At 37.8% G+C, this 23,048-nt stretch carries 22 protein-coding genes; 13 read left to right on the top strand and 9 right to left on the bottom strand.

What is annotated here, in order from left to right; translation table 11 throughout:
• Nucleotides 1–285: 285 nt before the first annotated feature.
• Nucleotides 286–981, bottom strand: a complete 696-nt coding sequence (locus tag H4J57_RS14965) for a pseudouridine synthase (protein ID WP_182215698.1) — start codon at nt 979–981, stop codon at nt 286–288.
• A 126-nt stretch (nt 982–1,107) separates the two neighbouring features.
• Between H4J57_RS14965 and H4J57_RS14960 the strand changes: the two genes are divergently transcribed.
• The 5 genes from H4J57_RS14960 (at nt 1,108) to H4J57_RS14940 (ending at nt 3,816) form a co-directional block, all read left to right on the top strand.
• On the top strand, nt 1,108–1,590 hold the full coding sequence (locus H4J57_RS14960; RefSeq protein WP_182243478.1) for an SCP2 domain-containing protein: 483 nt from the start codon (nt 1,108–1,110) through the stop codon (nt 1,588–1,590).
• A gap of 174 nt (nt 1,591–1,764) precedes the next feature.
• Nucleotides 1,765–2,400 (top strand): LysE family translocator, encoded by a 636-nt coding sequence (locus H4J57_RS14955; RefSeq protein ID WP_182243477.1) that lies wholly within the window; start codon nt 1,765–1,767, stop codon nt 2,398–2,400.
• Nucleotides 2,401–2,424: 24 nt separating this feature from the next.
• Nucleotides 2,425–2,733: a DUF962 domain-containing protein gene (locus H4J57_RS14950; RefSeq protein WP_182215688.1), complete on the top strand. Its 309-nt coding sequence runs from the start codon at nt 2,425–2,427 to the stop codon at nt 2,731–2,733.
• A 407-nt stretch (nt 2,734–3,140) separates the two neighbouring features.
• Nucleotides 3,141–3,599 (top strand): hypothetical protein, encoded by a 459-nt coding sequence (locus H4J57_RS14945; protein ID WP_182230094.1) that lies wholly within the window; start codon nt 3,141–3,143, stop codon nt 3,597–3,599.
• Between the two features lies 1 nt (nt 3,600).
• The gene (locus tag H4J57_RS14940; RefSeq protein ID WP_182221563.1) at nt 3,601–3,816 is read left to right on the top strand and encodes a helix-turn-helix transcriptional regulator; all 216 of its coding nucleotides are present in this window, start codon (nt 3,601–3,603) and stop codon (nt 3,814–3,816) included.
• A gap of 25 nt (nt 3,817–3,841) precedes the next feature.
• Here the strand turns inward: H4J57_RS14940 and H4J57_RS14935 are convergent, their stop codons facing one another.
• A complete protein-coding gene (locus H4J57_RS14935) occupies nt 3,842–6,709 on the bottom strand; it encodes a response regulator (RefSeq protein ID WP_182243476.1) in 2,868 nt (955 codons plus the stop codon).
• 99 nt (nt 6,710–6,808) lie between these two features.
• Nucleotides 6,809–7,642 (bottom strand): ion transporter, encoded by an 834-nt coding sequence (locus H4J57_RS14930; protein WP_182215682.1) that lies wholly within the window; start codon nt 7,640–7,642, stop codon nt 6,809–6,811.
• A gap of 338 nt (nt 7,643–7,980) precedes the next feature.
• Here H4J57_RS14930 and H4J57_RS14925 point away from each other — a divergent pair, with 338 nt between their 5' ends.
• The gene (locus H4J57_RS14925) at nt 7,981–9,318 is read left to right on the top strand and encodes a sodium-dependent transporter (protein ID WP_182215680.1); all 1,338 of its coding nucleotides are present in this window, start codon (nt 7,981–7,983) and stop codon (nt 9,316–9,318) included.
• Nucleotides 9,319–9,346: 28 nt separating this feature from the next.
• Here H4J57_RS14925 and H4J57_RS14920 read toward each other — a convergent pair whose 3' ends face one another.
• The 5 genes from H4J57_RS14920 to H4J57_RS14900 all read right to left on the bottom strand — a co-directional run bounded on the left by H4J57_RS14920 (nt 9,347) and on the right by H4J57_RS14900 (nt 14,266).
• On the bottom strand, nt 9,347–9,484 hold the full coding sequence (locus H4J57_RS14920) for a hypothetical protein (RefSeq protein ID WP_182243475.1): 138 nt from the start codon (nt 9,482–9,484) through the stop codon (nt 9,347–9,349).
• An 82-nt stretch (nt 9,485–9,566) separates the two neighbouring features.
• Nucleotides 9,567–10,766, bottom strand: coding sequence for a diguanylate cyclase (locus H4J57_RS14915; protein ID WP_259366870.1), 1,200 nt, complete (start codon nt 10,764–10,766; stop codon nt 9,567–9,569).
• A 50-nt stretch (nt 10,767–10,816) separates the two neighbouring features.
• Nucleotides 10,817–12,169 carry a DNA recombination protein RmuC gene (locus H4J57_RS14910; protein ID WP_259366869.1) on the bottom strand — a complete coding sequence of 451 codons (1,353 nt, stop codon included), beginning with the start codon at nt 12,167–12,169 and terminating at the stop codon, nt 10,817–10,819.
• A gap of 225 nt (nt 12,170–12,394) precedes the next feature.
• A complete protein-coding gene (locus H4J57_RS14905) occupies nt 12,395–12,613 on the bottom strand; it encodes a TIGR02922 family protein (protein ID WP_070374026.1) in 219 nt (72 codons plus the stop codon).
• A gap of 129 nt (nt 12,614–12,742) precedes the next feature.
• A complete protein-coding gene (locus H4J57_RS14900; protein ID WP_182215677.1) occupies nt 12,743–14,266 on the bottom strand; it encodes a fumarate hydratase in 1,524 nt (507 codons plus the stop codon).
• A gap of 169 nt (nt 14,267–14,435) precedes the next feature.
• On the opposite strand from H4J57_RS14900, the gene pabB reads away from it, so the two are divergent.
• The 3 genes from pabB to H4J57_RS14885 all read left to right on the top strand — a co-directional run bounded on the left by pabB (nt 14,436) and on the right by H4J57_RS14885 (nt 17,990).
• Nucleotides 14,436–15,857, top strand: coding sequence for an aminodeoxychorismate synthase component I (pabB, locus tag H4J57_RS14895; protein WP_182230098.1), 1,422 nt, complete (start codon nt 14,436–14,438; stop codon nt 15,855–15,857).
• A gap of 39 nt (nt 15,858–15,896) precedes the next feature.
• The gene (locus H4J57_RS14890) at nt 15,897–16,466 is read left to right on the top strand and encodes a CoA pyrophosphatase (RefSeq protein ID WP_182215674.1); all 570 of its coding nucleotides are present in this window, start codon (nt 15,897–15,899) and stop codon (nt 16,464–16,466) included.
• Nucleotides 16,467–16,598: 132 nt separating this feature from the next.
• Nucleotides 16,599–17,990 (top strand): L-serine ammonia-lyase, encoded by a 1,392-nt coding sequence (locus H4J57_RS14885; RefSeq protein ID WP_182215672.1) that lies wholly within the window; start codon nt 16,599–16,601, stop codon nt 17,988–17,990.
• A 425-nt stretch (nt 17,991–18,415) separates the two neighbouring features.
• Here the strand turns inward: H4J57_RS14885 and cysB are convergent, their stop codons facing one another.
• Nucleotides 18,416–19,390 carry an HTH-type transcriptional regulator CysB gene (gene cysB, locus H4J57_RS14880; RefSeq protein WP_182215670.1) on the bottom strand — a complete coding sequence of 325 codons (975 nt, stop codon included), beginning with the start codon at nt 19,388–19,390 and terminating at the stop codon, nt 18,416–18,418.
• Nucleotides 19,391–19,716: 326 nt separating this feature from the next.
• Between cysB and H4J57_RS14875 the strand changes: the two genes are divergently transcribed.
• The 4 genes from H4J57_RS14875 to H4J57_RS14860 all read left to right on the top strand — a co-directional run bounded on the left by H4J57_RS14875 (nt 19,717) and on the right by H4J57_RS14860 (nt 22,962).
• Nucleotides 19,717–20,484, top strand: a complete 768-nt coding sequence (locus tag H4J57_RS14875; RefSeq protein ID WP_220463286.1) for a hypothetical protein — start codon at nt 19,717–19,719, stop codon at nt 20,482–20,484.
• 73 nt (nt 20,485–20,557) lie between these two features.
• The gene (locus H4J57_RS14870) at nt 20,558–20,941 is read left to right on the top strand and encodes a ribosome recycling factor family protein (protein ID WP_182243474.1); all 384 of its coding nucleotides are present in this window, start codon (nt 20,558–20,560) and stop codon (nt 20,939–20,941) included.
• A gap of 78 nt (nt 20,942–21,019) precedes the next feature.
• A complete protein-coding gene (locus H4J57_RS14865) occupies nt 21,020–21,553 on the top strand; it encodes a YaeQ family protein (RefSeq protein ID WP_182174657.1) in 534 nt (177 codons plus the stop codon).
• Nucleotides 21,554–21,585: 32 nt separating this feature from the next.
• On the top strand, nt 21,586–22,962 hold the full coding sequence (locus tag H4J57_RS14860; RefSeq protein WP_182243473.1) for a M20/M25/M40 family metallo-hydrolase: 1,377 nt from the start codon (nt 21,586–21,588) through the stop codon (nt 22,960–22,962).
• Nucleotides 22,963–23,048: the final 86 nt, after the last annotated feature.

The raw sequence follows: 23,048 nt of genomic DNA, 5'->3' as shown, positions 1-23,048 counted from the left end.
AGTTTCTGTATCACTAGTGGCTAAATCAGCTTTTTATGTCCCAATAAACATTAAGCCAAGATAAGCCACTGTTTTATATAAAGATATGAAAATCAGTTACAGCCCTGATAGATAATTAATATGGACAACGCTCAAAAAACGCCTAGATATCTTATTGCATTCTTATACTGTAAAACTTCCGGTGATGGCTATTTGGTTGACTTTTTCTTCATTTGAGATAGCTTTGTTACTCGAGGCAAAGACAAAGATAGCAGTCAGTGAGGGTCACAACACCAAAGTAGCTAACTAAAAGCTATTTACCTCGGCATCCGTTAAGTAGCGCCACATGCCTAATTCAACATCTAAGTTAATTTCGCCGATTTGCTGGCGATGTAAACCAATCACTTTATTACCAACAGCAGCAAACATTCGCTTAACTTGATGGTACTTACCTTCGGTGATGGTCAGTAATACTTCTTTTTCATTGAGTATTTCTAATTTAGCTGGCAGAGTCAGTTGATCTTCTCCTTGTAACTGTAAGCCAGCTGTAAAGCGCTCAATTAGCTCCGCTGACTTTTCAGATAATATTGCATTACGTAAATTAACGCGGTAAACCTTGGCGCAGTTTTTTTTGGGTGAAATAATATTATGCGACCAACGGCCATCATCGGTAACTAATACTAAGCCTGTGGTATCTGCGTCTAAACGTCCAGCAATGTGAAGATCAAACACTTTATCCACTTCAATATAATTGAGTAAAGACGGATAAACTTCATCGATATTACTGCAAATAGTATCTAAGGGTTTATGCATCATTATATAACGAGAAGTGCGCGCCGTGAGCGCTTCACCGTTAACAGTAACGCTGTTATTTTCATGCACTTGTGTTGCTGCGTTCTTAATCACCTCACCATTAACTAGAACATCCCCCATTTTTAGCAGTTTCTTCGCTTCACTTCGGGTCAGTTCAGTGCTCTTACATATAAATTTATCAATACGCATGGTTAATTAGGTCAGTGTTTAGTCATTATAAGTATCGCTATTATCCTTCATAGCCAGTAAGAATCAACAAAGAAAAATAAAAAGCGCTGTAGATATTAAAAGAGCCGCGCTAGCCTTTAGGCTAATGTGGTTACCTTAGTCCCTAAAATATTAAAACCAACGTTAAGTGTCGTACCTTACAGCCTTCAAAAAAAGTTATTGTTGACCGCACTACAATCGGTATATAAAGAAGCCTTAGCCGACAATGACTTTGCGTTTTTAGAAGATAAATGGCTAGATATTTCAGTAACCGACTTGGCATTAAATTGGTTACTCAGCTGTAACAATGGTCAATTAATTATGACCGAAGATAACCAAAGACAAACAGCTGACGTAAGCTTTTCAGCCAGTAGTGATGACTTACTATTAATTGCTGGGCGTAAAGAGGATCCCGATACCTTATTCTTTCAACGACGATTAAAAATTGTCGGTGACACTGAGCTAGGGCTTGAAATAAAAAATTTGATTGATGCGCTTGATCTTGAACATTTACCCAGTATCGTTCATAACGTGGTTAACCGCCTTGCTATTATTGTCCAACAGACAAAGCAAGAAAGTGATTTAATATAAAGACAAAAACATCACGTCAATGCCGAATACTCAAATACAGATCCAAGAGTAACTTTAAAGATACGGGTAAGTTTTTTCAGAAACTAAATAAACCTTAGTTACTCGGCAATTCATTACTTGCTGAACACGTCAAAGAACATTAAAGTTTCACTAATCATATCAATGAGAAACACTATGGAACTTTTACAAGGTTTACTGTTAATTAGTTCAATTCATTTATTAGCTGCCGCTTCACCTGGGCCTGATTTTGTTTTGGTGTCTCAACAAACACTAAGCCATGGCAAAAAAGCCGGTTTTATGTGCAGTATTGGCATTGCACTCGGTTTATCGATACACATAATTTATTCTGCTTTAGGCTTAGCTGCTGTTATCGCTAACTCAGCAACAACGCTATGGGTAATTAAGATCTTGGGGGGCTATTACTTATTATATTTAGGTATTCAGGGACTCCGTGCAAAAGCCTCGACACAAATCAGTAACAAACCGGATTCAAAACCCTCGATGAAACGTTCATCTCTCAAAAATATCGGTGTTGGTTTTCTATGTAATGCTTTAAACCCAAAAGCACCGATTTATTTTGTCGCGCTTTTTACCGTGGTACTTTCTCCTGATTTACCGTTATTACACTTAGTTATTTATGGACTTTGGATGATGGCTATTCAACTCGCTTGGTTTTCGTCTGTGGTCGTTTTGCTATCTCAGCCAATAATAAACGAAAAATTTCAACGTTTGGGTCATTGGATAGACCGAATTTTAGGCGGAGCAATGATACTTATTGGCTTAAAAATATTGACCAGTAAAATTAATTAACATCACTGACGAGAGGAATAACTGATGGCGGTAAAAAAATACCAGACCTTTAGCGAGTTTTATCCATTTTATTTAAGCCAACACCAAAATATTATCTGTCGACGCTTACATTTTATCGGTTCGTCGTTAATAATATTACTGATTATTTATTGTATTAGCTATGCGCTATGGCAAGGCTTATGGTTTATTCCCGTGATAGGTTATGGATTTGCTTGGCTGGGACATGTTTTCTTTGAAAAAAACAAACCTGCCACATTTACCTATCCTTTCTATAGTTTACTCGGCGACTGGGTGATGTTTAAGGATATGTTGACAAGAAAAATTAAATTTTAACTGAATTAAGGCATAACGATAAACACTTGCATTCAAAAAATGCGATAACAAAACCTTAACAATCACTTAAAACAGCGATTTAGCTATTTTAACTTTAATGTCTACTCCATATTAACCAAGAGTGAAATAGCCAATAACACTAATAACCTGCCTTTTATCGATATTGAACGAGAAGGCAGAAAGTTTTTTGAATGCACTTTATTATATCGCTAACTACCCTATTATAATTATCAAAAAATTAAATTAAGATCCGCTAAGATCACTGCTGCCCTTCTCTGTATATAACAAAATGTAAAATAAACCAATCATGATGTAAAAGATATTTGACACTGGGTGTATTAAATCTTATGCTAACTCATGTCAAATATAGTAGACACAGTGTCAAAATTATCAACCTAGGAAAGCTCATGTCTTACAGAGAAACCAGTATTTTAGTATCACTTTTGATTACCCTCGGTATTTGGAGCAATTATGCATTGGGTGTCGTCAATTTATATCAGCGGCAATTATTCTCGGTAGAGGCTATGTATGGCTTATTGTTTACTGCAGTAATTTATACGATTTTTTTAGAAGTTGTTTTACAAACTATTCTCGCTATTTTTAAGTATAGAGAAGCAAATGATAAAAGTGATGAGCGTGATAAAATAATTTCAAGGCGGGCAAACTCATATGCTTATAAGATATTGTCCTTGGGTGTTTTCTGTGTGACCTTCTACATTCTATTCCCCGCACTATCAAAATTTACTTTTTCAATGCCTGGTTTAGCTAAAGAGTATGAAGTTATGCATTTAATTATTGCCTTTTCTTTGCTTGCCGAAATTGTTTGTTCGTCAGTTAAATTAGTTTCTTATCGTCGAGGCTATTAATATGGCTAAAGTTATTACCAATAACATTAGAAAATTGCGCTTTGAACATCAAGAAATGACTCAGCAAAAACTTGCTGATAGCGTTTCAGTCTCTAGGCAAACCATAGTAGCCATTGAAAAAGGAAAATATTCTCCCTCTTTAGAAGTTGCTTTTAAAATTGCAGATATATTTGAACAACCGATAAACCAAGTGTTTATATATCAAGAGCAGCGTTAGCGGATGAAGACTCCGGGGAATAATCCTACCAAAGCACTTGGTCTATTTCATTAAGTAGGTTTTGCGCCGCTTCACTGATCAGCTGAGAAGAGCCACTTTTAATATGTTTTTCTAATTTTATCGCACTCACTGAAACCAGTGAAAAACCAAACATTTGTGCGGCGCCAGCAATACGATGAGCCAATTCAGCAAGCTTCTCTAATTCATTATTTTTAATATGAAGAATGATATCTTGCTGCTCTAACACTAAATTCGATTTAAATTCTGTCACTAAATCGGACATATCTACGCTTGAAATGGCATGTTCAGCTGCACTTTCATCCATTTGTTCACCAAAATATTTAGCTATGGTCGCAATAAATAATTTTCGCTCAATAGGCTTTTTTAAATGTCCATCGAAACCAAGCGCTAAATATTTGTCAACTTCATGAGACATGGCATTGGCAGTTAATGCGACTATTGGGCTAGCGCATCCTTTTTGTCGCAATACTTTAAAAGCCTCAATACCATCCATTTCTGGCATTTGTATATCCATAAGAATGAGTTTAGGTTTGTTTTTTAAACAAAGCTCAACTGCTTCTCTACCATTTTTAGCTGACAATACCTCTAAGCCTAGCGATGTTAATAAACGAGCGATTAACCGGCGATTATCATCATGGTCATCGGCCAGTAATACTTGCCCTTCAAACTTAATATCACTAGCATCTGCAGTGAATGCAGAGGCGATAATTTTAGTGGGAGGAAACTCGGCTAATTGAATCGATTTGAGTTGCTTGCAAGGTAAGACTAAAGTAAAAATACTGCCCTTATTTAGCGTACTGATAACGGTGATTTTTCCTGACATTAATTTGGCCAATTGCTCTGATAGACATAGACCTAAACCTGATCCACCAAATCGTCGGCTAATGCTGCTGTCGCCTTGAGTAAAGCTGCTAAAGACTTCCTGCAATTGTGTTTCACTCATACCAATACCGGTATCGCTAACCGCAATAGTTAACGCGGCATTTTTGACCGATATATCAAGAGTAACTGAGCCTTTACTGGTAAATTTAATGGCATTGGAGCATAAGTTAATTAAGATTTGTTTTAAGCGAAAGCCATCAATGGTCAGCATAAACTTGTTTGGCAAGGTGTGTACTATCTGAAATTGTAATCCTTTGACTGTCGCTGATTTAATAAAAATATTAGCAATGTCATGCAAAATAACGTGTAAGTCTTGCTCGACAAGTTCTAACTCTAACTTATTGGCCTCAACGCGACTTAAATCTAAAATATTATTAATAAGCTCTAATAAATGTAAACTATTACCGTGAATTATTTTAACTTCTTTTTGCAGGTAACTTTCATCAACATCACCATTTATTATTGCCTCTGCTTGGCCAATAATTGACGTTAAAGGGGTCCTTATTTCATGGCTCATATTGGCGAGAAATTGACTTTTAATGGCATTAGCTTTGACCAACTCGCTGGTTAGAAGCTCTAGCTCTTGAGTACGGTTTTTAACTCGCTCAGATAACTTTAATTTGGCGCGTCTTTCAACATTTCGGTTGAAAATAAATAAGGCCAAAACAATGATAAAACAAGCGGCTACTAAGCTAAAATTACGTTGTTGATTGGCTTGCTCTGTCTCTAATGCCTGAAGTTGCTCATTTTGCTTGAGCTGGCTAACTTCTTGTCTTAATTTGTTAGATTCAAAGTCTGACAATTGACTATTGAGCTGATTGTTCGCTATTTTTCTTGTTCTTTTAATATATTTTTGATGTGTTTCAAAGGCCGCACTTTGCTTGTTTTGTGCCGAATAAATCAACGCCAGCAGCGCCATATTATTCATCATTTGTTCTTCATGACCAGATTTTTTAGCTATTTCATCAGAGAGCTGCAAGCTTTCATAGGCTTTTTCAACATAGCCCAACGAAAACTCTGCTTGCGCTAGACTATACAAGCCACCCGCATAAGCGGTGTTATGATTTGAAGCTTTAGCCAAATTTATCGCTTGTGTTGCATACTTAATTGCATTTATTGGCTGGTTCATCATATTATAAAGACCGGCAATATTATGACTAAAAGCCGCTAAATAATAGTCGTTATTAGTTTGTTCAAAATACGCTATTGCCTGTGACAGAAATTTAAGAGATTGCTGATACTCTCCTGAATATTTATAAACAGTGCCCAATTCTCCCTTGGCTTTAGCTAAGGTGAGCTTGTCATCGACAAAAGCAAGCTGTGCAATAACATCGAGATAGAGTTCAATCGCGATATCGTATCTTTTTAAAGTTAAATATAAACCGGCAATGTTATAACGCACATCTATTTTATCTTGCTTAGTACCCAATTTATTGTAGATGCTTTCGGCTAGTTGAAAATTGACTAAGGTTTTACTGGAATTACCCAGATTAATATAAGCCAAGGCAATATTATTGTATATCCCAGCCACTGTAAGCGGCTCAGGTGAGTTTATATAATAACTTAATGCGGCTTGAGAAGCGGCTACAGACTCTGGATAATCACCAATTAAATAGTGATATATACCGATCATTTTATTAGCATTAGCGGCTATTTTTTTAAAGTTATTTTCAGTGGCAATTAATTGTATTCGTTGAGCGCTAGCTAATCCTAATCGAAGCTCGGTTAACTGATAGTAACGTTTTTGTTGAATATCTAAGATGTCAATAATTTGCTTGGGAATTAAAGCTGAGCGCGTTAATAATAAAATTGAGTAATCAACCGCTTCCTGATCATCTTCAATTTTTTTAAGAATTTCAATTTCTTGTGATATCTTTTGCTCATCACTGAGCAGGGTATTTTGATTAGCGGCAAGCGCCGCAGACGAAAAAAATGAAGCTTGAACAATAATAACGATAAAAAAGTAGAAAATTCGCTTGAAAGCAATCATTAAGAACAACCAAAACACTTGAATTAAATATGATTTTTATTTTATACCATCTTATTTAATTAAATCCCACAAGTCTTCGGTTATCTATAAAAATTAATCTCAGCGATGGTTGAGTTTTTCTTTGAGTAAAGTCTTAATTTCGGCAAGCTCACGCTCAAGGTTTTCAATTTGTGCTCGGCTCGCCGGCTCTCCACCTTCACCTGATTCGCCATGTTGTTCCGCGCGATAAATTTCATTTTCTTTGCCCATAACTTCTAGAATAGTACCGACCATCATGTTTAAAAAGATAAAAGCCGTTAAGAAAATAAAGGTCAGGTAAAAAATCCAGCTAAGCGGATAAATCGCCATCGTTTCATACATCACATCGGTCCAATCTTCAAAAGTGGCTATACGAAAAAGGGTCAACATCGATATTGAAACATCGCCCCAAAGCTCTTTATTAATATTATTAAAAACCATACTGCCAACTGCAGCATAAATATAAAAAATAACAAACATGAGTAAGGCGATATAGCCCATACGAGGAATAGCTTTGAGCAGCGAATTAATCAGCAGGCGTAATTCAGGTACCATAGAAACTAGACGTAACACCCGAAACACTCTCAACAGCCGTGCTAATAAGACACCTGAGCCACCTGTTGGTATTAAACTACCAATAACAATTAAGGTATCAAAAATATTCCAACCACTTTTGAAGAAATTCTTTTTATCTTGAAAAGCCATAAAACGTATTGATAATTCAATGACAAAAAATACCGTGATAACACTGTCTAAAAAAACCAATATTCTTAATGCTTGCGGGGGCAAGTTATGGGTTTTTGCGCCAATAAGTAATGCTGACATAATAATAACGGCAATAATTGACCATTGAAAAAACGGGCTAGCGTCAATTTTTTTTAGCCGTTCTTGGACACGCACCACATAGGAATTCATAAATAAAGTTCTCTCAAAATAACATTCAACCGTGTTAACGCCGACAAACGGGTTATTACAACGTTCTTATTAAAATAAACGTAGCTTCGGGGGATAATGTCCAAGCTTATCTTGATAACTTTAACAACACCCACACTTTTCATACGTATTTATAATGACATTAATTTAACTTCAACCTATATAGGGGTAATATTTTTGAAAGCAAGTTTATCAGCCATTAGTTGCTAGGTTTACAGTGTTTATATTTTATCAGAAACAAATTTTTAAAAAACCGTTGCTATATGATCTGAACTCGGTAAGCTCATCACCAAATAAAAATAATTTGCATTCAATACTATATGACACACACTAGAGATTCTTTTCATTCCCGTATCGGGTTTGTCTTGGCCGCTGCAGGATCAGCCATTGGTTTAGGCAATATTTGGGGATTTCCAACCCAAGCCGCTAATAATGGCGGTGGTGCTTTTTTATTCGTCTATTTACTCGTGACACTTTTACTCGCCCTCCCCGCTTTGTATGCAGAAATATATATTGGTAACCAGGCGCAAAAAAATCCGGTAGCCGCATTAAAAGAGGCCTGTAAAGACACTTGGCCCAATGTAGGTAAGTATGCCGGCATAATAGGCCTATGTGGCGCTATAATGATGTTAAGCTTTTACACTATCGTCGCTGGTTGGATGTTAGCGCATGCTCTATCAGCATTTACTGAGCTGTTAGGCCTAACTAATATTTCACAGTGGTTAGCCACATCAAGTACCGAACGTAATTTATTATTTACGCCACTTTTTATCTTACTCGGCGCCGCCATTATACATCAGGGCGTTAATGCCGGTATTGAAAAATGGTCAGGGCGTTTAATGCCGTTATTGTTAGTGATGCTAATTGGTTTAATCATTTATATTTTACGCCAACCCGGTGCAGAAAAAGGCTTAGCGTTATATTTAATTCCTGACTTTTCACAGGTCACTAACCCTAAACTCATCATATCAGCAATGGGACAAGCCTTCTTTTCATTGTCTATTGGCGTAGGCGGTATGATGGTGTACGGCTCGTACATGCAAAAAGGTAAAGATATCGGTAAATTAGCCATCTCTATCACCGCACTTGATACTTTTATCGCTTTTATGGCCGGTCTGTTAATCATACCGGCACTTTTTGTTGCTCAAGAAGCCGGAGTTGAAGTTTTCAGTAATAACGAGTTGATTGGTGAAGGACAGTTAATCTTTAAGATATTACCTGAGCTGTTCAATTCAATGGGTAATGTCGGCTTGATTGTCTCAAGCTGTTTCTTCTTGTTGTTATCCATTGCGGCATTAACTTCAACTATTTCTTCAACTGAAGTACCTGTCTCTTATTTAATGGAAGACAAAAGCTTTACTCGTTCAAAAGCGACATGGCTAGTCTCCTTCGTGGTGCTTTGTGCCAGCATGTTGTTAATTGCTTTTTTTGACGAATTATTTGGTTTAGTGATTCGAGCATTAACAACCATATTGCAGCCATTAAGTTGTTTATTCTACTTTATTGTGGTCGGTTGGTTATGGAATAGAGGTAATAAATTACGTGATAAAGCGCTACAAGAAGGCAGAAAGTGGCTACCCATTTGGGGAAATTACCTTCGTTTTGTCTGCCCACTCTTGTTGAGTGTGGTTTTTGTTAACGTTGCGATATTAAATTAAGCGTTAATAACTGGCTTACCCAGCATTATTACAGCCTTTTAACATAAGCCCCTGAAGCAAGTTCAGGGGAGCCGGTACTTTGTGCTAGGTGGCGATTAATAATATCACTGGTCACGTTAACGTCAATAAACAATGCCAAGGCTTGCTCAATAATGATGCTTTGCATGAGGTGGTTCACTTTGCTTGTGAACGATGATTTTTGCTGGCCCAGTCTTATACTTGCAAACAATCATCATATTTAGCCCGCTTTAAACACTAACGTTGTTTCGCCCTTTGTTCTTAGCTTTGTATAACGCTTGATCCGCGCACTTTAACGCTTGTTCAAAGCTTTGTTTACTTTCCCGTACTGCAACGCCAATTGAAATAGTGACATTGACCGTTTTAAACTCACTATTTTTGCTTACTTTTTTAGCGTTTCGTTGTTGTTTTGTTTTTCTTTGTGGCTGACGAATGACAATTTTATAGGTTTCAATAGCTTGACGTACCGCTTCTAACTCAGTTAAGGCTTGCTCAATAGTTTTACCAGTAAATACGATGGTAAACTCTTCTCCGCCATAGCGAAATGCTTTCCCTCCCCCTTTAACGTTGCCAATTTTTTTTGCCACTAGTTTTAATACTTGGTCGCCAATATCATGGCCATAGGTATCATTAAACTTTTTAAAATGATCAATGTCTAGCATAGCAAGGGTGTAGTTTCGTCCAAGTGATAAGGCTAACTGATTGAGCGCCCGACGCGATGGTAAGCCCGTTAAGTCATCTCGATAGGCAAGAAAATAAGCGTCGACAACAATGACTAACACGAAATACAAACTGAGTAATGCCAGCGTTAAACTTAGCGGTAGCTCAATTAATTGATATTGATAACATAGCCAAAACAGTAAAGAAAGCGCAACCGCTGAAGTCACTAAATCCGCTTTAATCACTGCTCGCCAAACAATAACCATAGTGCATAAAGCTAGTGGTAACTCTAAACGAATAACCTTACTAAAGCCTGCAATATGGGGAAAGGTTTGTACAAAAATGATAATTGGCTCACTCATCGTTAACCAGGCATAACTAATGATAGCCACTAAGGCGATAGCGACTAATCGATAAAGACCATGAATTGAGATAACGCCACGGTCTTTTATCAAAGACAATAAAAGTAAAACACTACAGCCAAATAACGTTAACCAATCACCCTGCTGCAGTAACCAAGTTGACCAAGGCGGTGAAAAAGTAATACTGGCGTAATATAAAAGCCACAATAATGATAAGTAGGCTAACCTGCTACGATTAAAATAACTGGCAAAGACGATCACAACAGCCAAGAACACCACTAATAACTGTTCGACAATCACTATTTGCTTTAGCCAAAAAGCTTGGCTTTTTATCATCAAAAAATAAACTAAGGCAACAGTGCCTAAACTAATAAACAGAGTTTTTAGTCCTTTAATTCTTTGCAACAAGATTAACTCCTTAGATTAAGTTATCGCTAAAGGGTAGAGAAGAAATCAGGTTAAACAACAGGCAGAGCTTGCTCATTATCTATTTTACTGTTTGCACCAGTGGGCTTTTCATCACTTTCATTTTTCAACTCAACCTGTTCAATTTTATCAAAGCGTGACGATATTTTATCTGCAGATGTGTGGATTTGTTTTACGTCACTCGCCGCTTGGTCTATGTGTTTTGCTAAATTGGCAAAACGAGATTTAAAGCGACTAAAGTCCTGAGATAAGTGTGAGAGATGCGCTTGAATAACATGTATTTGCTTACGGGTTGCTTCATCTTTTAGTACCGAGCGTGACGTTGTTAATATAGCCATTAACGTGGTTGGCGATGCCAGCCATACTCGCTTTTTATTGGCGTAATCAACTAAATCACCTTGATGTGCATGAATTTCAGCAAAGATAGCTTCTGCAGGAATAAACATAATAGCGCCATCGGCGGTTTCTTTTTCAATTAAGTATTTAGAACTAATATCGTTAATATGTTTTTTTATGTCGAGTTTAAACTGACGCTCTGCCGATTTTCGGTCATGTTCCCCTAATTGGTTATCCAGCATTTTCTTATAGTTTTCTAGAGGAAACTTAGAGTCGATAACGACATTACCGGTTGGCTCAGGTAAAAATAAAATACAATCAGCAATTTTTCCATTTGATAAAGTGTGCTGTAAAGAAAAGTTTTGCTCGGGGATCACGTTGCGAATTAAACTGTTAAGCTGAACTTCGCCAAAAGCCCCCCGCGAACGCTTATCACTTAATACTTCTTGTAAGCTGACGACGTTTGAGGAAAGTTCCGTTATCTTCTTTTGCGCGTCATCAATCAAGGCAAGGCGTTGCAAAATATCATTAAAGGTTTTTGTTGTTTTCTCAAACCCTTCCGCTAAACGTTTCTCTACTTGCCCGCTAATTTCTTTCAAGCGGTTATCGGTAGAGACGGTTAATCCATCAATACGTTTAGCCATTTGCTCACTCGATGCTTGCAATGACTTCGTTAACTCTTCGCGGCTAATGTGCGTCACTCTATTTAGGTGTTCAACAAGTTGATCAACCGATTTTAGCTGATTCTGATTAAAAACGACTTGGTGCTCGTGTAATGCGCGGTGTAACTTTTCACTACTTGCATGTAAACTCGATGACTGCTTCTCACCTTGCTCAGCATGTTGATACAACAGCTTAATTTTAAAGTCAGAGATTTGTTGTTCAAAATAAGTCTTTAACTCAACTTGTTGGTTTGCCAATTGTTGATGATTAAAGCTAGTTTGCTGCTGTTGTTGCTGTTGATATTTATTTGAGACTTCACTATCAACGGTTAATTTTTCAAACAATAGCTGTAACTTTTCATGTTGCAAAGACAACTGTAGTGACATTTTTTTTATTTTAAAAAATACTATAAAGCTGATTAAAAAACACAATACCAATAGAATAACGCTAAACAGCATAAAAATTTCGGTAGGGATTTTCTCTAAAAAAACAAGGAGTTCATCGATAGGCATAAAGTCACATCAGTAACACTGTAAATATTATCAGTATTAAACCATAGAAATATACTCAGGTTAAGTTTATTCTAAGCTTGTTCATTAACAAGTCCATATTTAATAATCATTGATAAGATGAATGCGATCGCCAACTTTATTAAGAATGGTTATTTCTCCATCACACACAGCAACAATCGATTTATCTTCTTTAAATTTTTCCGGTATAATGACCCGCCCACTGGCATTTTCTGCAAATTGTCCAACAAAGTGCATTAACTCAAGTGAATCTTCAATATAATAAATAATAGTAACAGTGCGCAGGTTAGTGTTAGTCATAGTTAATGTTTTCAAAACTTAATTTTATTAATGTTCTTTTAGTATAGACAAAATTTTCAACTTATTATCGTCAATAAAAAAGCGCCCTAAGGCGCTTGTTTTAAAATTATTTGCTTACACAAGCATCAATTAATTTTTTGATTTGGCATCTTGCACTTCAATCTTAGCTTTCCAAATAGCAGGACCCGTGACATGAGCCGACTCTCCTTGGCTATCAACAGCTACAGTGACTGGCATATCTTCAACTTCGAATTCGTAAATGGCTTCCATCCCCATATCTTCAAAAGCAACAACTCTTGCTTTTTTAATAGCTTTTGATACTAAGTATGCAGCACCACCGACGGCCATTAGATAAACTGACTTATGGTTTTTGATGGTTTCAACGGTCTCGGCACCACGTTCAGCCTTGCCGATAGTGCCAAGTAACCCTGTTTCAGAGAGCATCATTTCTGTAAATTTATCCATGCGTGTTGCTGTCGTTGGACCAGCTGGGCCAACTGCTTCATCGCCAATAGCATCGACAGGACCTACGTAGTAAATAAACTTGTCAGTAAAGTCTACTGGTAACTTTTCGCCCTTGGCTAGCATATCTTGAATACGTTTATGGGCAGCATCACGTCCGGTTAAGATAGTCCCGCTCAATAATACAGTTTCACCGGTTTTCCAGCTACTGATATCAGATTTTTTCAAGGTATCAACATTAACACGACGTACGTTTTCACCGACTTCCCAAGTTATTTCTGGCCAATCTTCTAATTTTGGTGGTGTTAAGTTAGCCGGACCAGAACCATCTAAGTGAAAATGAACATGACGCGTTGCCGCACAATTGGGTATCATCACCACAGGTTTTGATGCAGCGTGGGTTGGTGCTGACATAATTTTAATATCTACAACCGTCGTTAAACCGCCAAGACCTTGTGCGCCAATACCTAATTTATTAACACGCTCGAAAATTTCTAGACGCAGCTTTTCTTCGGCTGTTTCAGCACCACGGTCAATAAGGTCTTGAATATCTACCGGTTCCATTAAACTTTCTTTGGCAAGTACCCCTGCTTTTTCTGCTGTTCCGCCGATACCTATGCCTAACATTCCCGGTGGACACCAACCTGCGCCCATTGATGGTAGTGTTTTAACTACCCAGTCAGCGATTGAATCACTAGGATTTAACATCACCATTTTAGATTTGTTTTCACTACCACCGCCTTTCGCTGCGATCATGATATCGACGCCACCACCGGCAACCATATCGATATGAACAACAGATGGTGTATTATCTTTAGTATTAATACGCGCGCCAGCGGGGTCTTTTACAATAGAAGCGCGCAATGGGTTGTCTGGATTTAAGTAAGCTCTGCGAGTACCTTCATCAACCATTTGCTGAACTGTTAAGTCAGTTTTGTCCCACTGAACATCCATACCCACTTTAACAAAGCAAGTCACTATGCCGGTATCTTGACAAATAGGACGCTGGCCATGGGCTGACATTCTAGAATTAATTAAGATCTGAGCAATAGCGTCTTTAGCTGCGCTGCTTTCTTCTTTATGATAGGCTTTTTCAAGCGCTTGAATAAAGTCTAAAGGATGATAATAAGAAATGTACTGTAATGCATCGGCAATACTTTCAATTAAATCTTGTTGTTTAATGATAGTCATGAGGGTCTCTTTTTATGCAGATCGACAGATGTAGTTCAACGGCATTTACCTACTTACCTGAAATTATAGATAAACTAGGGAAGCTGAAAATGGTTGAAAGTTATAAATTTGCAGATATCATACCCTTCTTGTTAACGAGCTTCCACAATATTATCGAGTAAAACCTGTCATGTTCACTATTTCTGCCCAGCATTTTACTGTAGAAAAATCTATCGATGTAAAAGCTTTATTTTCAGCTTTTAGTCATCAACCTTGGGCGATGTGGCTTGACTCTTGTGGTGAACAACAGTCACCTGCCCACGTTGATAGCAACTTTGATATTCTGGTTTGGCAACCCGAAATTACGCTAACTACTCGCGGCGATCAAACTGAAGTACGGTGGTTAAAAGAGGACAAAAAACAAATCAGTCATCAAAATCCTTTAACGCTGTTAAAAGAAATTCAACAACAATGCTTCAACAACATAACCGTTGCCACCAGCCACTTACCTTTTAATGGCGGCAGTGTCGGTTACTTTTCTTACGATTTAGGTAGACGTTTTGAGAACTTGCCTCATCAAACAACGCAAGATATAGATTTAGCCGACATGTCGATAGGGCTTTATTTTCAGGCATTAATCTTTGATCACCAAGCTCAACAGTTTTGGTTGGTTTGCCCGCAACCACAACGAGAAAGCCTAACAATAGCAATAAATCAGCAGTTAGCTTTGATAAAGAAAGCCACACAAATAAAAGAAAAGTTTTCATTAATAACCGACTGGCAGTCGAATATGAGTAAAGCGCGTTATGATGAAAAATTTAAGCGTATACAAGACTACTTATTGTCTGGAGATTGCTACCAAATTAATTTAGCACAACGCTTTAGTGCCCAGTATCAAGGTGATGAATTCGAAGCTTATTGCGCGTTACGTGATAAAAATAAAGCACCGTTTTCTGCTTTTTTACGTTTTGAAAAAGCCAGTATTCTCAGTATTTCTCCTGAACGATTTTTACAAAAAGCAGGCCGTAAAGTACAAAGTAAGCCGATAAAAGGCACTAAACCACGAAGTGATGATGCCGTCATAGACCAACAAAACTCAGTTGATTTACAGCACTCAGAAAAAGACCGTGCCGAAAACTTAATGATTGTTGATTTACTGAGAAATGATATCAGTAAAGTCTGTATTGCTGGCTCGGTAAAAGTTCCTAAGTTGTTTAATATTGAAAGTTTTCCTGCCGTTCATCACTTAGTCAGCACCGTTGAAGGTGAGTTAGCACAACCTTATCAAGCGACTGATTTATTAGCGGCTTCATTTCCTGGCGGTTCAATTACTGGCGCTCCAAAAATAAGAGCCATGGAAATAATTGATGAATTAGAGCCTCATCAACGAAGTATTTATTGTGGTTCTATTGGTTATATTTCTGCTTGTGGCAATATGGACACTAGCATTACTATACGTACCCTACTGTGCGAAAAAAATAACGCGACCAAAGCGAGTATCATTTATTGCTGGGCCGGTGGTGGCGTAGTAGCTGATTCAAAAGTTGACGCTGAATATCAAGAAACCTTTGATAAAGTAAACAAAATATTACCTGTGTTATCAGCGCTTTAACTTATTGTAGTTTTGGCTTTCGCCATTGATGGATTTATAATGAACAAGCATGATTTTTTACAAAACTTTCAATTTTCAACACTTGATGTTTCCCTCCATCAATACCAGCACCTTGGCGCACTAAAACCTGCAGCCGTGTTAATCGCACTAATAGAAGAGAATAAACAACTCTCTGTTGTGTTAACAAAACGTGCTAGTCATTTAAAACATCATCCTGGGCAAATCAGTTTTCCCGGTGGAAAAATGGAAGACTTTGATACAAGTTTTATTAGCACCGCCATAAGAGAAGCTGAAGAAGAGATTGGTTTAAATAGTAACAACATTAATATTGTTGGCCAATTACTCCCTTATGAAACAATCAGTGGTTATGTGGTTACGCCCATCATTGCTTTTATTGATAAAAAACAAAATTATGTGATCGATAAAAATGAAGTTGCTGAAATATTTCAGGTGCCATTACAACATTTTCTAGATTTTAATAATCACTACATGGTGACCATTGAGCGTCATCGCAAACCCTTTTCAATTCACTTTATGCCTTTCGAGCACCATAATATATGGGGCGCAACCGCGGTAATGCTGAAAGATTTGGCCATTCAATTATCTTGAACCTTTAGGTTTTTAATTAATATCAACTATAATTAAACTATTATTGTTTTTCATGGTGGTAGCTTTCAGTTACAATTACCGAAGATAATTCCATCTTTTGATAATTTTATCAAAATAAATTCAGGTTTTAGTATGATTAGTGTATTTGATATGTTTTCTATTGGCATTGGCCCGTCAAGCTCTCACACTGTAGGTCCAATGAAAGCAGCGAAATTATTTGTTGAACAACTTAAAGATGAGCATAAATTAACCCAAACAACACGGGTGAAATGTGAACTTTTTGGTTCGTTAGGGCAAACAGGTATTGGCCATGGTACCGGCAAAGCGGTAATTTTAGGTCTGTCTGGCGAAAATCCGGATACGATTGCCGTCGACGCTATTGATTCAATTCTAGAAGCCGTAGTGGCTAGCCAAAAAATTTCGCTTAATGGCGAGCACTTAGTATCATTCCCTAAAAATGATGCAATTATTTATCATCGCCGTAAAACGTTACCTGCTCATTCAAATGCCATGACTATTTTTGCCTTTGAAGATATCCCAGGAAAAGAAAGTACGTTATTACTAGAGCAAACATATTATTCAATCGGTGGCGGCTTTATTGTTAACGCCCGCGACTTTGAAAAAGAAAAAGATAAAGCATTATCTCTGCACAACAATATAAAACGTCCTCATTATTTCTCATCAGCGACTGAGCTTATCAACGAAGCTAATGAGAAAAATCTCAGGATCAGTACCATCATGATGAATAATGAGAAGTGCTTAGCCGATGAAGCCACTGTTAGGGCTAAACTAGTTAATATCTGGCAAGCAATGAAAGATTGTGTTGACCGTGGTATTAAAACAGAAGGTATTTTACCCGGTGGCTTAAAAGTTGCGCGCAGAGCCCCTGCCCTTTATAAAGCATTATCAGTTGAAAATAACAACGATCCGCTTATAGCGATGGACTGGGTTAACTTATTTGCTCTTGCAGTTAATGAAGAAAATGCCGCAGGTAGTCGTGTTGTAACGGCGCCAACCAATGGTGCAGCCGGTATTATACCTGCCGTATTATGCTACTACGATAAGTTTGTTAGACCTGTTGATGAAGATACCTGTGTACGCTATTTATTAACTGCCGCAGCCATTGGTATTTTATATAAAACTAACGCGTCAATTTCTGGTGCTGAAGTGGGCTGTCAAGGTGAGGTTGGCGTAGCTTGTTCTATGGCAGCTGGCGCATTAACTGAAATTATGGGTGGTTCGCCAAGTAAAGTAGAAAACGCGGCAGAAATCGGTATGGAGCACAATTTAGGATTAACCTGTGACCCTGTTGGTGGCTTAGTTCAAGTTCCTTGTATCGAACGTAACGCTATGGGCTCGGTAAAAGCGATCAACGCATCGCGTTTAGCTTTACGCGGCACCGGTAATCAAAAAGTCCCGCTGGATAAAGTGATTAAAACCATGTGGGAAACCGGCAACGATATGAAAACCAAATATAAAGAAACTTCTCGTGGCGGCTTAGCGGTCAACATTACTGAATGTTAAGACGTTTTTAATCCCAAAGCTGCAACGGACAAAGGGTTAATGGCTGAACATTTATTGTTCCTTGCTATCGCCGTGCAGCGAAACACTTATGTTTTGAAATACAGGATGTATGAGAAAGGCCATCCTGAACATTCGTCGTTCCTTGCCATACTTACCATAATTACCACCACGACATACCCTTCATCCTGAACATTCGTCGTTCCTTGCCATACTTTACATAATTGGCATCACGACATACCCTTCATCCTGAACATTCGTCGTTACTTGCCATACTTTACATAATTGGCATCACGACATACCCTTCATCCTGAACATTCGTCGTTCCTTGCCATCCATGGCATCACGACATACCGTTCATCCTGAACATAAAAAAGCGACTGATATCAGTCGCTTTTATGTGGTTATTGATTTATATCGCAGTTGCTTTAACGAACAGGCAACTTAATATTTGCAAACATCTCATCTATTTCAGCATTATTTTTCAATAAAACAGCTTTAGTGACTAAATCACGATTTAAATGAGGAGCAAAACGCTCAATAAAATCAAACATGTAACCACGTAAGAAAGTACCGCGTCTAAAGCCTATTTTAGTGGTACTTGAATTAAATAAATGACTGGCATCAATAGCCACTAAATCACTATCAATTCTAGGGTCGATAGCCATAGTAGCAATTACACCAACGCCAACACCTAAACGCACATATGTTTTAATTACATCAGCATCGGTGGCAGTAAAAGCAATTTTAGGCTCTACTCCAAGACTATTAAAAGCAATATCAAGCTCTGAACGTCCAGTAAAACCGAACACATAAGTCACTAATGAATACTTGGCTAAGTCTTCAATAGTAATGCCTTGTTTTTTAGCTAAGGGATGATCGGGTCGCACTATTATACTGCGATTCCAGTGATAACAAGGTAACATCACTAAATCGTTATACAAGTGTAATGATTCCGTCGCAATGGCAAAATCTGCGTCACCTTTGCCTGCGGCATCACTAATTTGCGCTGGCGTTCCCTGAGACATTTGCAAAGAAACTTTTGAATACTTTTTCATAAAGCCTTTGATCACTTCAGGCAATGCATATCGCGCTTGGGTATGCGTGGTTGATATACGTAATTTACCTTCATCGGGTTGAGTATGCTCACGCGCAACCGCTTTAATCGCTTCAACTTTAGAGAGAATTTCTGTGGCAATATTAATAACTTCATTGCCTGGGGCAGTAACATGGGTTAAATGTTTGCCACTGCGGCCGAATATTTGAATACCGAGTTCATCTTCTAGCATGCGAACTTGCTTGCTTATGCCCGGTTGAGAGGTGAATAAACTTTCTGCTGTTGCAGAGACATTTAAATTATTGTTGAGTACTTCAACAATATAGCGCAGTTGTTGTAGTTTCATAATTATACTTCAAAATTTTTTATGCTGATTGCTTATGCAAAAAATATATACTTAAATGAAGACTTATTCCATATTAATTTTCATTATTCTGCTTATAAACGAGATTTAATTTAAAAATGTAGGATTATTACAACAAAACCCACATAATCAAGTTTAAAATAGCTTTTCTATGATGAAATGAAGTTTTTCATTCAAAATAAAAAGTTATATAAATAGCCTTAATTAGTATTAGAGATAAAAGGTTCATATAAGGCTATGCTAATGTGTCCATTTTTTGTAGACTGCATAAAAGATATTTCTATTTTCACAGACGAGTAGTTAACATTATGGGCATTATCATTGCTTTAATTATCGCATTAATCATTATAGTTGTGGGTGTTGGTGCAATTCAACAGCACAAAGCAAAACAAGAAAAAGACAAACGCATAAAAGCGGCTAAGCAAAAAGCGATTATAGATGAAAGTGAAGACCTTATTCTACATCTTGCTAACCTGCCCAGTAATCCTAGTATCGTCAACATTCTTAATCGACGCAGTTTAACCGCAGCAAAAGCGATGAGATCAATTTTACCTGATTCAAAAAAAATTAAAGGTAAAGTTGATGATATTGAGTCAAGGTTAAAAGCGTCTCAAGAACTCGCGGCTTCAAATTCAGAACAAGAGGAACCATTCATTCTCCCTGATAATGAACAACAACTTGTTAGTATTTTGCAATGTATTAAAAAATTACGAGCAACACTTAAGTCAGAGCAAGTCAAAGGAGCATTAGACGCACAAACATTTACCCATGAAGATAAAAAGCTCGATGCTATGCAACTACAGATTGGTGTTGAAAGCTTGCTAAAACGTGGCAACATGGCTTACCAAAAAGAAATGTTGGGGTCAGCGCGCCAATATTTTGAGAAAGCTTTGCAAACATTGTCCGCTCATCCTTCACAAACAGAATATACCATCAATAAAAAAGCTGAGGTTGAGATCCAACTTGAAGAAATAACCGATGCACTTAAAAGCACTAATGCTAAAGATGCGGCGAAAAAAGCCAAAGATCAAGAAGATGATATAGACTTATTATTTCAACCGAAGAAAAAATGGTAGTCAATTATTATTAGTAAGACTGAAACCAGCATTTTGCTGGTTTTTTATTCTCTGTTAACATTACTCGCTCCTTATGAAAACATCGCCAAATCATATACCTGTCATTAATCTGCCCTCATTGCTTAGAAAAGTAATAAAAGCTTATGCGTTAAAAGCAGGAATAAGAGCTAGTGGCTGTGAACTTTATAGAATTGGCCGTTCGCGCAATTGGCAACTAAAAGCTAGCTTTGAACAATTAGAACACGTTGTCGCTTTTATACAAGACTCAGAAGAGCCGAGTTGGCAGTGGCTAGTTAATTACTTAATGAGTCAAAGGCAAGCACTTAGTCACGATGAACTTATACGTATTGCTAAATTAAAGTCAGACATTACTGTTAACCAATTAATGGCCCGCACTGATTGCACGATTGCTGAAGCCAGAAAAGTCATTGATGAATTAGAGTGGCTGGTCGAATAAAAGGACTTACCTGCTGTATTCCTTAATGTTATACGGGTATTATAAGCTTAATTAGCATTTCTTACTTTACGGATAATCATGGCACTAAAAGCAACAATAAATAAAGCCAGTATACAACTGTCAGATATGGACAGAAATTACTACGACACCCTCAATTTAACCATCGCCCAACATCCTTCAGAAACAAATATTCGCATGATGGTTCGCTTGTTAGCTTTTATTTTAAATGCAAATGAACATCTGCAATTTGGTAAGGGTGTGAGTGACGAAGAAGAAGCCGCTCTGTGGCAAATTAATTACTCTGAAGTGATAGAGTTATGGATAGAGCTTGGGCAACTGGATGAAAAACGTCTCAAAAAAGCCTGTAATCGTGCCCAAAAAGTGATTCTTTATGCCTATGGCAGCAGTGCTGAAACCTGGTGGAAACAGTCACAAAACAAATTATGTCTACTCAATAAACTTTCCATTGAGCTCATTAGCCAAGAAACTTGTGATGCATTAGCAAAACTTGCTGGCCGCTCTATGGACTTTCAGTGCAGTATCCAAGATGGCCAATTATGGTTAACGGCGGGTAATGAAACACTGTTAATTGAAACAACAAAATTACAATAATTAATACCAACATGGATAGGGAAATAATAAGCATGAAAAGTCACCTTACTAAAAGCCGCTTAACTTTAGCTCTTTTTACTGGCATTACACTCCTTTCTGCATGCAGTGAGCCTGAATCACCTAAAGCCGAAATTGCTGAAATTGCTGAAATTGCTGAAATGTCATTGGAACAAGTTATTAAAGATATTACTTATCTCGCAAGTGACGATTTAAAAGGCCGAGCCAGCTTCTCTGTTGGTATTGACCAAGCGGGTGATTATATTAGCCAAAGGTTTACCGAAATTGGACTAAGCCCAATGGTAGGCAATAAAGATTTCAAACAAACATTTAATGTAACCAGTATTATGCCAACAGCATTAACGGTGACCTTAAATGGTAAGACTATTGCTGACGCTAACTTAGGCATGGCAAGTACTATGGCCACGCTTTCATGGCAGAGCCTTGAAAATGTTAACACCCATATTATTGCTGAAGCGGATGATATGCGCGCGGCTCTTGGTAAAATGAATAATGACGGTGGCCAGCATCTGGTTATTATCCATAGCGCTCACGCTAAAACCTTTGCCGGTTATCGAGGTTACTTTCAACGAGGCTTAACTAAGCTTAACCTTGAGCACCAAGGGGCTATTGTTATGGTTTTAGCCGATGATAATGAAATTACCACGGTAGACGTTAACGCGAGTACTTCGATAACTGAAAAAACCTTAACCAATATTGTTGCGATACTACCGGGTAAAGATAAAAATCCAGCGACAGCAAAAGAAGTGGTTTTATATTCATCACACTATGATCATTTAGGTGTAACGGCTGATGGTAAAGAGGTTTTTAATGGTGCTGATGACGATGCGTCGGGCACCTCTGCTGTTCTTAATCTGGCACAACACTATGCCCATCAAGGTGAGAACAAAAGAACCTTAATGTTTAGTGCTTTTACCGCCGAAGAAATTGGTGGCTTTGGCTCTAAATATTTTTCACAGCAATTAGATCCTAACAACGTTGTGGCAATGATAAACATTGAGATGATAGGTAAACCTTCAAAGTTTGGCGCTGGTTCGGTTTGGATGACAGGAATGGAGCGTTCAAATTTAGGTGAATTACTTAACGTAAGCTTAGCGGCTAAAAACAGTGAAATTTACCAAGACCCTTACCCAGAGCAGGGGTTATTTTATCGTTCAGACAATGCAACACTTGCGCGTTTAGGTGTTCCAGCTCACAGTTTTAGTAGTACCCAACTCGATAAAGACCAGCATTATCATAAAACGTCTGATGATATTAGCAGCCTAGACTTAGCGTCGATGTATCAGGTTATTGAGACGTTATCAGTCGCTACGCAAGGACTAGTTGATGGCAGTATTACCCCAACACGTATTGATGTAAATACTGTTCGAGCGAGTGGTAAAATCTACTAAGTTTGACCGTTCGTCCTGAACACCGTCACTCCTTGCCATCCATGGCATCGTGACATACCGTTCATCCTGAACATAAGGTCAGTGAT

Origin of the sequence: Colwellia sp. BRX8-7, from assembly GCF_014077275.1 — a bacterium.
In the GTDB taxonomy this organism is placed as follows: Bacteria; Pseudomonadota; Gammaproteobacteria; order Enterobacterales; family Alteromonadaceae; genus Colwellia_A.
The sequence above is the reverse complement of the archived record's forward strand: the minus strand, read 5'-3'. Positions and strand labels throughout refer to the sequence as shown.